Below are 12,429 nucleotides of genomic sequence, written 5' to 3'. Positions count from 1 at the left end.
TAAATGAACCGTATTGGGTTTTAATGATGTTACTCATGTCAATTGTGCTTGGAAAATATTTTGTACTCCGATAAATATTCTTGTAGAGACGTTACATGTAACGTCTCTACATTTCCGTTCTATCTTGGTACAAGATTAAATTTTTTGCTGCTTAGCAATCACGCGATCGCGCAAACATAAAAGCGGCTTATCCTTAATTCCGACACTATTTAATCCGTCCACAGTTTGAAACAAATAATCAGCACTAGAACCGAGTTCTCCCTTAGCAGTGGCAAGAGTATCAACAGTAGCGTCAAAAGAAATATTACCCGCGTAACCCGAACGATGTCGATTGACAACAAACGCGATCGCCTCTACAACTTGCTTATCGTGATAAAACTTGACCCAAGTAGGGACGTAGGAACCAACAATCATTTCTCGCCGCCAGACGATCGTTAATTCCGACATGACATGAGCCGCAGCGATTCTGTAGGCAATGCCGCGACAACTACCACCGCGATCGAGTCCCAAAACCAAACCAGGATTATCCGGCGTACCGCGACCGAGAGGAGTCCAGAGGCAAAAACGGCGATGCAAACCGTAAATCGTCCCAGTGCGATATTCAGCAAAATGAAAAATTGGGTTCCAAATCAGAGAACCGTATGCAAACAACCAAATATCAGAATTGGGTTTTTGTCGCGCTAAAGTTTGTTGAATAGATGCCTGCAACTCTGCCTCGCTCAGCAGGTGTTTTCCCAAACTAGATTGAGCGATCGCTTTTTGTAGCAGCCCTGATTCGAGATAGGCGCGGGTGAGAATCATAGCAACGGCGAGAAGAACTGCCTCAGACTTCAACCATCCTACAATAGCGTTTCTACGTAAGTAGCTAGATTTAAGCTAGCCAACAGAACCCTACACTATCTAAGTAGTGGAAAGCGGGTGAGGCAGTGAGAATAGGGCGTAACAACTGGCATATTTTCCCAAGACTATTTAGATGGCTGCGACATCTCCCCTCAAGTCTGCGTACTCTACTGCTTGTGGCGGTTTACGTTTTAGCTGGGCTAGGTCTAGAAGAATTAGCCGCTGTCTTTGACACGGCGGCAGCGATCAGCCCTTGGGAACCATCAGCCGGACTTCACTTCGTGCTTTTGTTGGGGTTTGGTCTGCGCTATACTCCTGAGTTGCTGCTCATCCCGTTGCTACATATGTTAGTGGTGAGTCCACTAAACATTGCTCCGTTATACGTGTTGCTCTGTGCTATCTGGATAATGCTAGGCTACAGTCTAGCCAGTGCTTTGTTGCTGCACAAGTTACATATCGATCCATACCTCCGCCGTTTTCGTGACGTTTTTAGCTTTGCTATTGTCACTTTTATTACATCGCTCGTAGTTTCTGGGCTATATGTAACGACGTTAGCGGCAGCTAGCAGTCTTTCTTGGTCTCAATGGACGGTACAAGTCATCCGCGAATGGGCTGGAGAGGCTACTGGCATTGCAATGTTAGCGCCGCCGCTTTTGCTTTTGTTACGCATAGTATCTGAGGCTAAGTGGCAGGTTACTCAAGAAAGACCGACGCAGCAGATCCACCCAGATCGGTTGAGGAGTCAAACGGTACTGGAGTGCAGCACAGATCTGATTGCTTTAATTGTCGCCATCTGGCTCGGCTATGGATTTCCGCCAGGATTATCTTTAGAGTACAGCTATTTTGTGTTTTTGCCGTTGATTTGGATTGCTGTGCGGCATGGATTCGAGCGAGCAGTGCTGGCAGTTTTAGTCATCAATATTGGTGTCACGCTTCTGGTTTACATTCGCTCTGGGAATAATACATTAGCCTTACAGTTTTGCTTGATGACAGTTTCATACACGGGTTTGCTTGTGGGTGCTGCGGTTACAGAACGCCAGCGAGTAGAAGCGTCACTGCGAGAGAGTCAGCAACAATATCAAAATTTGTACGATTCTGCTCCCGATTCCTATGCCTCGATCGCAGTTAATGGAATTATTAGATCGATCAATCAGATTGGTGCCGATTTTCTAGGCTACCGCAAACAAGAGTTGATCGGCAGACCAATTTGGCTGACGATTTACCAACCTGATTGGCAATTGGCTCAACAATGGTTGGATAGAGTTTTGAGGGAAAGGTTGGTCACTAGTGAAAATGAACTACGAAAAATTCGTAAAGATGGGTCGGTTGTATGGGTTCGCGAACGCAGCCAACTGCTATTTGACGAAGATGGAATGCCTACGGAGTTGCACGTAATTTGTCGAGATATTACAGAGCGCAAGCACGCAGAGGAGCAACTGCTACACAATGTGTTTCACGATGCCCTCACAGGTCTACCCAATCGATCTTTATTCATGAATCGCCTAGAGCGTGCGGTGGAACATAGTAAACGAGATGAAGATTATCTTTTTGCTGTCCTCTTCCTTGACTTAGATCGTTTTAAGGTCATAAATGATAGTCTTGGGCATACACTTGGGGACGAATTTCTCATTGCTATTGCTAGAAGACTAGAAGCTTGCATACGTCCTACAGATACGGCGGCGAGACTTGGGGGAGATGAATTCACAATCTTGCTTGAGGATATTGATGACATCGGCGACACTATCCAAGTCGCAGAACGGATACAGGCCCAACTGACATTGCCCTTCAATTTAGGCGGGCAAGAGGTATTTACTACAGCAAGTATTGGCATTGTCCTGAGAACGACAAGTAACAACCAGCCAGAAGACCTACTGCGCGACGCTGACATCGCTATGTACCGAGCCAAGAGCTTAGGTAAAGCGCGATACGAGATCTTCAACCCAGAGATGCGCAATCGCGCCGTCGCAGCTTGCAGATGGAAACGGAGCTGCGACGAGCGATTGAGCGTCAGGAGTTTCGGATTCACTATCAGCCAATAATATCGCTGCAAACTGGTAGAATTGTAGGCTTTGAGGCGCTAATACGCTGGCAGCATCCAAATCGAGGTCTTGTTTACCCAACCGAGTTCATGTCCATTGCAGAAGAAATCGGGCTAGGTCTTGCTCTAGATCGGTGGGTGCTGCGGGAAGCTTGTCGCCAGCTCCAACAGTGGCAAGAGCAATTCTTATCTAGCCCAGCCGACGAGGAAAGCGCCGCGAGTGATTCCTCAAGAGCAATCCAATCCTTAACCATTAACGTCAATCTTGGTAGTCCTCAGTTTGGGCAAGCTGAGCTGCTACAGCACATCAACCAAGTCCTACAGGAGACCGATCTAGATGCGTCTAGTCTACAGCTAGAGATTACAGAAAATGCGATTATGCAGAATCATGAAGCGGCAAGTGCCATGCTCTCACAACTCGGAGCTATGGGAATTCGGCTGCTCGTTGACGACTTTGGCACTGGCTATTCATCTTTAGGTCGTCTTCACCGCTTTGCGATCGATATGTTAAAAATCGATCGCTCTTTTGTTAGCAATATCGGGACTAGTGCGGTCAGTCTAGAAATCACTGAAACAATCGTGACGCTTGCCCAAAAGCTTGACGTAGACGTGACAGCAGAAGGAGTAGAAACAGCAGAGCAATTAGCCCGGTTGAGAGAGTTAAACTGTGGATACGGACAGGGATATTTTTTCTCTATGCCACTAGAAGCGTCAGCAGCAGAGGCATTGATCGTGACAAATCCACGGTGGTGAATTGAGGCGAAAGCAAATGAGGCGATCGCGCTTTATTCTCTTGGACAAAAACCGTTAGAGCAAGAGCAAGGAAACACAGACAAATAACGGCAAATTATTCTGTCTCCTGTCTCCTGTCTCCTGAAGCGGGCGGTTGGCGAACTCGTCGCCAATGAAGCCGCGTTCTCCGATCTACTTCACCGCTGCTTCTCGCGCTGCGGCTGCTTGGTCGGGATGAATGCCCAAGCGAGTCAGATTGATCCGACCTTTGCCATCGATCTCTCTGACTTTGACAATCACTTCATCACCAACTGTAACTTCGTCTTCAACTTTCCCTACACGATAGTCAGCCAGTTGAGAAATGTGGATCATGCCTTCTTTTCCAGGCAAAAATTCCACAAACGCGCCAATGGGAATAATTCGAGTCACGCGACCAGCGTAAACTTCTCCTTCTTGTAGCTTGCGGGTCATTCCCTGGATGATGTTACGAGCTTTTTTCGCCTTGCTCTCATCCACTGCAGAGATAGTCACCGTGCCATCGTCTTCAATATCGATTTTGGCTCCAGTTTCTTCGGTGATCCCTTTAATTGTCTTGCCACCAGGTCCGATAATCATGCCGATGAGATCTTGCTCGATCTTAATTGTCAGCAGACGCGGGGCAAAGGCTGACATTTCGCTGCGCGGCTGGTCGATCGCCTGAAGCATTTTTTCGAGAATGTGCATCCGTGCGGGACGCGCTTGGTCAATGGCTTGTTCGATCGTTTCTATGGGTAGCCCAGAAATTTTCATGTCCATTTGCAGGGCAGTAATTCCCGTGTCTGTCCCAGCCACTTTAAAGTCCATGTCGCCTAAAAAATCCTCAATCCCCTGAATATCAGTCAGGACGCGGACTTCGGAGCCTTCTTTAATTAGTCCCATCGCCGCCCCACTCACGGGTTTGAGAATCGGAACGCCTGCATCCATCAAGGAAAGAGTGGAACCGCAAACCGAACCCATCGACGTAGAACCGTTAGAAGAAAGGACTTCTGATACTACGCGGATGACGTAGGGAAAATCAGCTTTGGATGGTAAAACGGGCAGGATGGCGCGTTCTGCTAGCGCTCCGTGACCGATTTCACGCCGACCTGGGGCGCGCAGAGGTTTTGTTTCCCCAACCGAGAAGGGTGGAAAGTTGTAGTGATGGATATAGCGTTTTTCTAGGTCTTCTTGCAGATCGTCAGACAGGTTTTGAGCATCGCCTGGTGTTCCCAGGGTACAAGTCGAGAGAACCTGCGTGAGACCGCGATTGAACAACCCGCTACCGTGAACCCGCTTGGGTAAAACATCAACTCTACAGGAAACAGGGCGTACTTCGTCTAGTTTGCGCCCATCAACCCGCACGCCATCTTCAATAATTTGCCGTCGCATTAATTGCTTGGTCAAATCTTTGAAAGTGTTACCCAGTGCTTTGCTTTCGGTAGTCGTAATAACCTTTACCGGATCTTCTTCTGGCAGTTCGGCGATCGCCTCGGCAACAGCTGCTTTGACTTCATCGAGGGCAGCATCGCGGCTGTTTTTGTCAAGCTCAAACTGCGAAAGAATTTGTTTGATTTGAGTTTGGGCGCGATCGCGGATGAAGTCTGTTAAAGTAGAATCTACTTCTGGCGGCGTGACTTGTGGCGGTTCGACCCCTAACTCTTTGAGAAAGTCTTGTTGAGCAGCGATCAAGTCTCGCACGGCTTCGTAGCCGAAATCGATCGCCTCAACCATATCCTGTTCTGATAGCTGGTTAGCTCCAGCTTCCACCATAATTACGCCGTCTGGAGTACCCGCCACGACCAAATCTAAATCGCCTGCCTTAATTTCAGCATAGGTAGGATTAATAATAAAATCATCTCCTACCAAGCCGACGCGCACGGCTGCCATTGGTCCATTAAAAGGAATTTGCGCTAGCATCACCGCCATCGATGCACCCGTTACCGCTAGCACGTCCGGCGGAACTAACTCATCCATTGCCAGAGTCGTCGCCACGACTTGCAGATCGTCCCGCAGCCAACCAGGAAACAGCGGACGCAAGGGACGATCGATCAAGCGGCTAGTCAGGATTGCCTTTTCTGGCGGGCGACCTTCACGCCGCAAGAAACCACCTGGAATTCGACCGACAGCGTAGAGTCTTTCTTCATAATCTACCGTCAGGGGAAGAAAATCAATGCCTTCTCTGGCTGTACTTCGGGTTGCGGTAACTAAAACTGCCGTATCGCCTGATTGAATTAACACTGCTCCCCCAGCTTGAGGGGCTAACATACCTACTCTAAGTCGAATATCCCTTCCATCGAAGGATATTGACCTATCCATCTCTACCATTTAGTTTTTTGTCCTTCTTAATCGCTATTCTGATTCTGTCGCAATCCTAGCACCGATATACCTCTAGTGGGTTGTCATGGAAGAAGGGAGCGCACGAGCAGGAAGTAGGGAGCAGTGACCAGTGACCAGTGACCAGTGAACAGTTGTCAGTCAACAAATGACCAATGACTAATGACCAATGACAAACTAAGTGAAAACATCTTTTAGAAATATTATCTTAGGGGCGATCGCTTTTGCTGCGACTATCCTAGTCGCCATTACTGGCTATGTAGTGGCTGGATGGAATTTGTTAGATGCAATTTACATGACTACAATTACCGTTTTTGGTGTGGGGTATGGGTAGTGTTGGTTGTTAGATAACTGGTCACTGGTCGCAAGTCGTAAGTCGTAAGTCGGAAATTGTTGAATCTCCTGGAGCTTCCTCTGCTTCCTCTGCTCTCTTCCCCTGCTCCCTACTCCCTGCTCCTTGCTCCCTGCTCGCTGTCAAATGCGATCGCTTGCCGCTTTTCATTGCTTTAGCAAAAATAAATCTTTCATTTAGTTCTACTTAATTAAAATAGTATAAAGTCGATTTGTTTCCCTGGCTGGGGTTAGGAGTGGGTGGGTGTCGAAGGCTGCTAAGTTTTTGCTAATTGGTTCAACTGAGACTTACAGTGGTAAGTCTGCCACTGTATTAGGTCTATCTCATCGATTGCAACAAATGGGGCTGGATCTTGCCTACGGCAAACCTTTGGGTAGCTGTTTTAGTGAAGATACCACAGCCGCGATCGCTGATGCTGATGTTGAGTTTGTGACTAAACTACTGAAACTCCCACCACAGCGAGTATTTCCCACAATCTTGTCCTTGGACGAAAATGCCATTGGCAAACGCTTGCGAGGAGAAGACAACACCGACTACCGCGAACGCCTGAAGCAATATTTGCAACTTCCGGCAGGCGATTTAACAGTCTTGGAAGGACCGGGAACTCTGGAAGAGGGCAGTTTGTTCGATCTGCGAATGCTGCAAGTGGCTGAAATTATCAATGCTTCAATTCTACTGGTGTCTCGCTACAAATCGGCGTTTTCTGTGGAACCTTTGATTTCAGCGCGACGGCGCTTGGGCGATCGCTTAATTGGCGTGCTACTGAATGATATTCCTCTCGAACAGATGGAAACTGTAGCAGCAGAAGTCAGTCCTTATCTAGAAAAACGCAGTATTCCAGTTTTAGGAATGCTGCCTAGCAACCGCTTACTCAGAAGTGTCAGCGTTAGAGAATTAGTCAATCAGTTAAAAGCAGATGTCCTTTGCCGTTCCGATCGCCTCGATCTGATGGTGGAAAGTTTGGCAATTGGAGCAATGAATGTCAACTCAGCGTTGAGATATTTCGGACAGCGGCGAAATATGGCTGTCGTCACGGGAGGCGATCGCGTTGAAATTCAATTAGCAGCTTTGGAAAGTTCTACTCAATGTCTAATTCTAACGGGCAAGCTTCCCGCACCAACTTTTATCCTTAGTAAAGCAGAAGAACTCGAAATTCCCATCCTCTCAGTCGATCTCGATACGTTAACTACAGTAGAAATCGTCGATCGCACGTTCGGACAAGTGCGCCTGCACGAACCCTTCAAAGTTGAATGCATCCGTCAGTTAATGGCAGAACATTTTGACTTTAATCGCTTATTATCTCAACTCGACCTTAGCGCTGCTGTTGCTTTGCCTTAGATCTAAATTATCCATAAATAGTTGCCATTCCCTGCGGTTCGTGCGAGTATTTACCACTTGCTGTAGGTTTATATGTCTCGTTATATAAACACAAACTCTCAGGATGTTTGGCAACAAATTGCATCATCTGGCGATGAAATTTCCCTTTGAAAAATGCTTGCAAGCTTTGCGGCGATCGCCAATAACTTACCATCACGACTTCATTAGCAGCGCAAATTCCTGCTTTGACTTGCACGCAGCCTTCAGCGGTTGCTGTTGCGTTCTTAATCCACAAGAGATTTTTCCACATCCAAATCAAGCCTGCGCGATCGCGTGCCAAAAAACCGTTCACAAAGGCGATCGCTTCGGGGTTTCCTGGTAACTCAACTTGATAGATTGAATAACTCATACGAGAATCACCTCATTGATTAGTGGTCGATCGACTAATTTTGACCAGAGACGTTACACGTAACGTCTTTACAGCCATTGCAGATCGGTTAATATGCAATTAGTTGAATATATTACTATTATATGCACTTTTTTGCATAAGCAAAGTAAAGAAATATTATGGCTTTAACGCACGCGATCCTCGCCAGACTAATCGATACTCCCTTAAGCGGGTACGATCTAGCGCAACAATTTGATGGCTCGGTTGGATACTTCTGGGCAGCAAGCCATCAGCAGATCTATCGAGAACTATCCAAACTAGAACAACAAGGTTGGATTGCAGGCGAAACAGTGCTTCAAACAGGAAAACCAGATAAAAAGCTCTACTATGTAACAGAAATAGGCAAACAACAGCTAAAGTCTTGGATGGCTGAACCCTCAGAGCCTTCACCAATCAAGGACGATTTATTAGTCAAAATTTTTGCAGGTTATCTCGCTCCCCAAGCGATCGCGATCGAGTTGAAGCGTCATCAAAAAGCGCATCAGGAAAAGCTGGCAGTCTACAAAGCTATAGAGCAAAAGTACTTTAGCAATCCGCAAATACTATCCGAAACCGAAAAGTTTCAATACCTCACTCTCCTGAATGGTATTAGCTACGAAACCCATTGGCTGTCTTGGCTTGATAGAGCAATAGAGTTACTTAAATAGCAGGGGACAATTCGCAATTCGCACTTTTACGCTGCGCGCTACACTACCCCTAGTCTTCGACAAGGCGTTTCCCCTACGGGAAAGCAAGCTCCATGAACGTAATACTGCAATTCATAATTAACTAACTTCCTGCTACTCGCCATCGATCGCTGTCAACTGTCAACTGTCAACTACCATTCTTCCCTGATAACTGATAACTGACAACTGTACGGGCGGGTTTTGAACAAAGATTATGGCTAAAGCCCGTGAAGCTGCTTGCTAAACCCGCCCCTACGACAACTGATAACTAACAACTGTTCTCTGCTAGAATAACTAGGTTGTGTATCCGAACCTACGTCCTTGATCGAGCAGAGCCAGTCTATTAATGTATCCGATGTCGATACCCTTGCCCAAGAGTTGGCAACAATTCAGCAAACGGGCGCAAAACGAATTGCTTTACTGGGGTCGCGTCACGTCCCCCTGACTCATCAGCACTTAATCGAAATGATGAGCTACGCTCTGGTTCTGTCGGGCAATCGGATTATAACTTCCGGTGCGACGGGGACGAACTCAGCCGCTATTCGCGGTGCGATGCGTGCCGATGCGAATATGTTGACGGTAATTCTGCCGCAAAGTCTAGAGCGTCAACCCCTAGAATCGCGCCAGCAATTAGAAAAGGTGATGCATTTAGTAGAAAACGCCAAAAACGACCAAATGTCTTTGGCAGAAGCTAGCGCTGTATGCAACCAAGAGATCGTTTCTCGTTGCCAACAGCTAATCTGCTTTGCTTTCCACGATAGCCGCACGCTTTTGCAAACTTGCCAAGAGGCAGAAGATCAAAGGAAGATCGTGACGCTGTTCTACCTTGACTAACCAAGATGAACTCACAACTCCCTACTTCAGCAATTTTTCTCTTTTGTATTGCAGTAGCAGCAGTACTGGTTTATTTACCGTTTCTACTTGTCGGTTACGGGCGAGTGCAAGCTGGCTACGATATGGCAGCTCCTCGCGCTATGTTTGACAAGCTACCACCCTACGCACAACGAGCAGCGTGGGCGCACCAAAATTCATTTGAGAATTTCACCATTTTTGCGCCAGCCGCATTGATGGCATATGTTACGGGAGTTGATTCTACCTTGGCTGTGGGAGCGGCGATCGCCTTTGTGGTAGTGCGATTGTTTTACTCGATATTCTACATAGCTAACATCCCCTTAGCGCGATCGCTGATGTTTGCGATCGGCAGTCTTTGCTCTGGTATCTTGTTTGTTACTAGCATCCTACAAGTGACCAGTTATTAGTGACCAGTGTAGAGACGTTACATGTAACGTCTTTACAAAGTTAGTTATCGGTGAACCTTTTTCACGCACCACGCACCACCCTCTTATGGCTTCTACTTTTTCCTTCGATATTGTCAGCGACTTCGATCGCCAAGAACTAGTTAATGCTGTCGATCAGACTAGCCGCGATATTAAAAGCCGTTACGATCTCAAAGATACTCAAACGACAGTAGAGTTAGGTGAAGATACGATTACTGTCAACACCGATAGCGAATTTACGCTGGAATCCGTTCATACTATACTGCGCGAAAAAGCTGCAAAGCGTCAATTATCTCAGAAAATTTTCGATTTCGGCAAAGTGGAATCTGCTAGTGGTAACCGCGTCCGGCAAGAAATTAAGCTCAAGAAGGGCATCAGTCAAGAAATTAGCAAACAAATCTCTAAATCGATCCGCGATGAGTTTAAAAAAGTGCAAGCTTCAATTCAAGGTGATGCTGTACGGGTGTCGGCGAAATCTAAAGATGACTTGCAAGCTGTAATGGGACGCTTGAAGCAAGAAGATTATCCCGTGGCTCTACAGTTTACCAATTATCGATAAAAGTCAAAAGTCAAAAGTCAAACTTGGTTTGCGTCGGTGCGATTTTAAGGAATCAGTTCTTCTCTCGGCGACAACCAAGGTGAACTTTTTTTAAAAAACACCTGAATATATGTTCATATGTTATCTTGATAGGAGAGGTGAATAGGATTAAAACTATGACGACAGTAACTTCAATGAAATGTGCTTGTGACAATTGCTTGTGCGTTGTTTCCCTAGAGGACGCGATTCAAAAAGATGGCAAGGCTTACTGTAGCGAAGCCTGTGCTAGCGGTCATCCCGATGGTAGTAGTGGCTGCGGTCACACTGGTTGCGGTTGCGGCTGATCTGATTTTGAATTTCGGGTTGTATAAACATTACATATCTAGTAGCTTCCATTACTGTGTTAAAAGGGAGTAGGAAATGAAAGTTTTCTACTCTTAATTAATTTGGGAGGCTATTTTGCTAGGACCAGATCCAAAAAATAAGCATCCGAGGGAAGGATTTCCACAGATTTGTTTTATAAAACTACTTTTATTAAAGTAAGGGTAGAATCACCTGAAAACAACTACCAACGTTCACTTGGCTTTTAACAGCTATTTCCCCTCCGTGCTGCTTCACAATTGCTTGAGCAATTGCCAAACCCAATCCCAAACCCTTTTGCTGTTGTTGCGCTTGTTCGGAGCGCCAAAACCACTGAAATATTGAAGCATGATGCTCTGGTGGAATACCAATGCCTGTATCTTCCACTGACACGATCGCTTTGCGTTTAGACTTGCGTACTGCGAGAGAAATACTACCTCCTTTTTCCGTATAAGCGATCGCGTTCTCCAGTAAATTTGAGAATAAACGACTCAAATGAATTGGATCTCCCCGCACAGATAAACCAGGTAGCAATTGAGCTTGAAAAGCAATACCTTGGGACGTAGCACGGGCATCGAATTGTTCTAATAGAGGTAAAAGCAGTTCTTCTAAGCGAATATTTATTGTCTCTAACTCAGTTGGTAAAAAAGCTACCTCGCTCCGAGTCAAAATCAGTAAATCTTCCACTAGATGCTCTAGTTCGTCAGTAGCGTTAGCAACGATCGTTAGTTTTTGCCGATCGAGTGGTAGTGCTGATTCTGCTTCTCCTGCTAGCAGTGCGATCGCTAGGGTAATTCGCGTCAATGGATGGCGGAGATAATGAGAGATATTCGTAACAGTCTGTTTGAGCTGTCGAAAGCTTTGTTGTAGCGGCTGAGAGTTCCACTGACTGAGGTGAACGCCACTGATACTAAAGATAAATAAAATAGCGATTCCCTGACAGCCGAGCCATAGCCGCAGCCGAGTCAAAATCAATTCTAATGGCTGCGTAGATTCGCTCACCCGAATATATCCTTCTAGATGTAGCGTTTTCAGCTTTGGATCGCTGACATAGACTGCAATGGTGGCAATCCGTAATTCTCCCTGCTGTTGGAAAATAGGTACGATTGGTTGCCAGCGAGAATGGAAGACATTTCGGGAGAGTGGAAGAGAAGGAAAGCGATTTCCTTGACGCAAAAGTAATTTACCATCAGCGTCGAACCATTCCCAATTTTGGGTTTTAGCAGCAAAAAGTTTGCGCCAAGGAAACTCTTGTAGGTTTTGCCGATTTTGAGATTTCACTATTTCAAAACTCGGAATTGCAGCTTGTGCCAAAGTCAAGAGGCGATCGTCCGATTGTTTCTTTAGAGCATTACCAATTGAGTTGTATGTCGTCAGGGAAAACCCTCCTAAAATAGCTGCCGTTGCTGCTAGGTAAGCAAATAATATACGTTTATAGGAATATTTGAACTTTGTTTGAGGAACCATACCTAAAGATAGAAGCCATAGGCTTCAAGAAAGGATGCAGCAG

14 protein-coding genes are annotated in these 12,429 nt (G+C 46.2%); 9 read left to right on the top strand and 5 right to left on the bottom strand.

Annotation, left to right across the window (positions count from 1 at the left end):
* Positions 1-135: 135 nt before the first annotated feature.
* Positions 136-801: a gamma-glutamylcyclotransferase gene (locus N4J56_RS19115; protein ID WP_410500538.1), complete on the bottom strand. Its 666-nt coding sequence runs from the start codon at positions 799-801 to the stop codon at positions 136-138.
* A 215-nt stretch (positions 802-1,016) separates the two neighbouring features.
* Here N4J56_RS19115 and N4J56_RS19110 point away from each other — a divergent pair, with 215 nt between their 5' ends.
* A complete protein-coding gene (locus tag N4J56_RS19110; RefSeq protein WP_317107881.1) occupies positions 1,017-2,879 on the top strand; it encodes a diguanylate cyclase domain-containing protein in 1,863 nt (620 codons plus the stop codon).
* Entirely contained in the window at positions 2,816-3,631 is an 816-nt protein-coding gene (locus N4J56_RS19105) for an EAL domain-containing protein (protein WP_317107880.1), read from the top strand. Before N4J56_RS19110 ends, N4J56_RS19105 begins: the two co-directional genes overlap by 64 nt.
* Positions 3,632-3,802: 171 nt before the next feature.
* On the opposite strand, the gene N4J56_RS19100 is transcribed toward N4J56_RS19105, so the two are convergent.
* Positions 3,803-5,953, bottom strand: coding sequence for a polyribonucleotide nucleotidyltransferase (locus N4J56_RS19100; RefSeq protein ID WP_410500356.1), 2,151 nt, complete (start codon positions 5,951-5,953; stop codon positions 3,803-3,805).
* 190 nt (positions 5,954-6,143) lie between these two features.
* Between N4J56_RS19100 and N4J56_RS19095 the strand changes: the two genes are divergently transcribed.
* On the top strand, positions 6,144-6,296 hold the full coding sequence (locus N4J56_RS19095; RefSeq protein WP_317107878.1) for an ion channel: 153 nt from the start codon (positions 6,144-6,146) through the stop codon (positions 6,294-6,296).
* A 21-nt stretch (positions 6,297-6,317) separates the two neighbouring features.
* Here the strand turns inward: N4J56_RS19095 and N4J56_RS19090 are convergent, their stop codons facing one another.
* The gene (locus N4J56_RS19090) at positions 6,318-6,464 is read right to left on the bottom strand and encodes a hypothetical protein (RefSeq protein ID WP_317107877.1); all 147 of its coding nucleotides are present in this window, start codon (positions 6,462-6,464) and stop codon (positions 6,318-6,320) included.
* A gap of 93 nt (positions 6,465-6,557) precedes the next feature.
* On the opposite strand from N4J56_RS19090, the gene N4J56_RS19085 reads away from it, so the two are divergent.
* Positions 6,558-7,652 (top strand): phosphotransacetylase family protein, encoded by a 1,095-nt coding sequence (locus N4J56_RS19085; RefSeq protein WP_317107876.1) that lies wholly within the window; start codon positions 6,558-6,560, stop codon positions 7,650-7,652.
* Positions 7,653-7,659: 7 nt separating this feature from the next.
* On the opposite strand, the gene N4J56_RS19080 is transcribed toward N4J56_RS19085, so the two are convergent.
* Positions 7,660-8,040: a monooxygenase family protein gene (locus tag N4J56_RS19080; protein ID WP_317107875.1), complete on the bottom strand. Its 381-nt coding sequence runs from the start codon at positions 8,038-8,040 to the stop codon at positions 7,660-7,662.
* Between the two features lie 158 nt (positions 8,041-8,198).
* Between N4J56_RS19080 and N4J56_RS19075 the strand changes: the two genes are divergently transcribed.
* The 5 genes from N4J56_RS19075 (at position 8,199) to N4J56_RS19055 (ending at position 10,903) form a co-directional block, all read left to right on the top strand.
* Entirely contained in the window at positions 8,199-8,726 is a 528-nt protein-coding gene (locus N4J56_RS19075) for a PadR family transcriptional regulator (RefSeq protein ID WP_317107874.1), read from the top strand.
* A 339-nt stretch (positions 8,727-9,065) separates the two neighbouring features.
* The gene (locus N4J56_RS19070) at positions 9,066-9,578 is read left to right on the top strand and encodes a DNA-processing protein DprA (RefSeq protein WP_015156156.1); all 513 of its coding nucleotides are present in this window, start codon (positions 9,066-9,068) and stop codon (positions 9,576-9,578) included.
* 5 nt (positions 9,579-9,583) lie between these two features.
* On the top strand, positions 9,584-10,003 hold the full coding sequence (locus N4J56_RS19065) for an MAPEG family protein (RefSeq protein ID WP_317107873.1): 420 nt from the start codon (positions 9,584-9,586) through the stop codon (positions 10,001-10,003).
* A gap of 85 nt (positions 10,004-10,088) precedes the next feature.
* Positions 10,089-10,580: a YajQ family cyclic di-GMP-binding protein gene (locus N4J56_RS19060; RefSeq protein WP_317107872.1), complete on the top strand. Its 492-nt coding sequence runs from the start codon at positions 10,089-10,091 to the stop codon at positions 10,578-10,580.
* 155 nt (positions 10,581-10,735) lie between these two features.
* Positions 10,736-10,903, top strand: a complete 168-nt coding sequence (locus N4J56_RS19055) for a metallothionein (protein WP_071925448.1) — start codon at positions 10,736-10,738, stop codon at positions 10,901-10,903.
* Between the two features lie 190 nt (positions 10,904-11,093).
* On the opposite strand, the gene N4J56_RS19050 is transcribed toward N4J56_RS19055, so the two are convergent.
* Complete coding sequence (locus tag N4J56_RS19050) at positions 11,094-12,386, bottom strand: HAMP domain-containing sensor histidine kinase (RefSeq protein WP_317107871.1); 1,293 nt, start codon at positions 12,384-12,386, stop codon at positions 11,094-11,096.
* Between the last annotated feature and the right edge of the window lie 43 nt (positions 12,387-12,429).

This window comes from Chroococcidiopsis sp. SAG 2025 (assembly GCF_032860985.1).
Taxonomy (GTDB): domain Bacteria; phylum Cyanobacteriota; class Cyanobacteriia; order Cyanobacteriales; family Chroococcidiopsidaceae; genus Chroococcidiopsis.
This window is presented reverse-complemented; position numbering and strand designations above follow the sequence as displayed.

Coding starts and splice junctions, on each gene's coding strand:
- N4J56_RS19115 (WP_410500538.1), bottom strand. CDS start 801: ATGATTCTCACCCGCGCCTATCTCGAATCAGGGCTGCTACAAAAAGCG.
- N4J56_RS19105 (WP_317107880.1), top strand. CDS start 2,816: ATGGAAACGGAGCTGCGACGAGCGATTGAGCGTCAGGAGTTTCGGATT.
- N4J56_RS19100 (WP_410500356.1), bottom strand. CDS start 5,953: ATGGTAGAGATGGATAGGTCAATATCCTTCGATGGAAGGGATATTCGA.
- N4J56_RS19090 (WP_317107877.1), bottom strand. CDS start 6,464: ATGAAAAGCGGCAAGCGATCGCATTTGACAGCGAGCAGGGAGCAAGGA.
- N4J56_RS19080 (WP_317107875.1), bottom strand. CDS start 8,040: ATGAGTTATTCAATCTATCAAGTTGAGTTACCAGGAAACCCCGAAGCG.
- N4J56_RS19075 (WP_317107874.1), top strand. CDS start 8,199: ATGGCTTTAACGCACGCGATCCTCGCCAGACTAATCGATACTCCCTTA.
- N4J56_RS19065 (WP_317107873.1), top strand. CDS start 9,584: ATGAACTCACAACTCCCTACTTCAGCAATTTTTCTCTTTTGTATTGCA.
- N4J56_RS19060 (WP_317107872.1), top strand. CDS start 10,089: ATGGCTTCTACTTTTTCCTTCGATATTGTCAGCGACTTCGATCGCCAA.
- N4J56_RS19055 (WP_071925448.1), top strand. CDS start 10,736: ATGACGACAGTAACTTCAATGAAATGTGCTTGTGACAATTGCTTGTGC.
- N4J56_RS19050 (WP_317107871.1), bottom strand. CDS start 12,386: ATGGTTCCTCAAACAAAGTTCAAATATTCCTATAAACGTATATTATTT.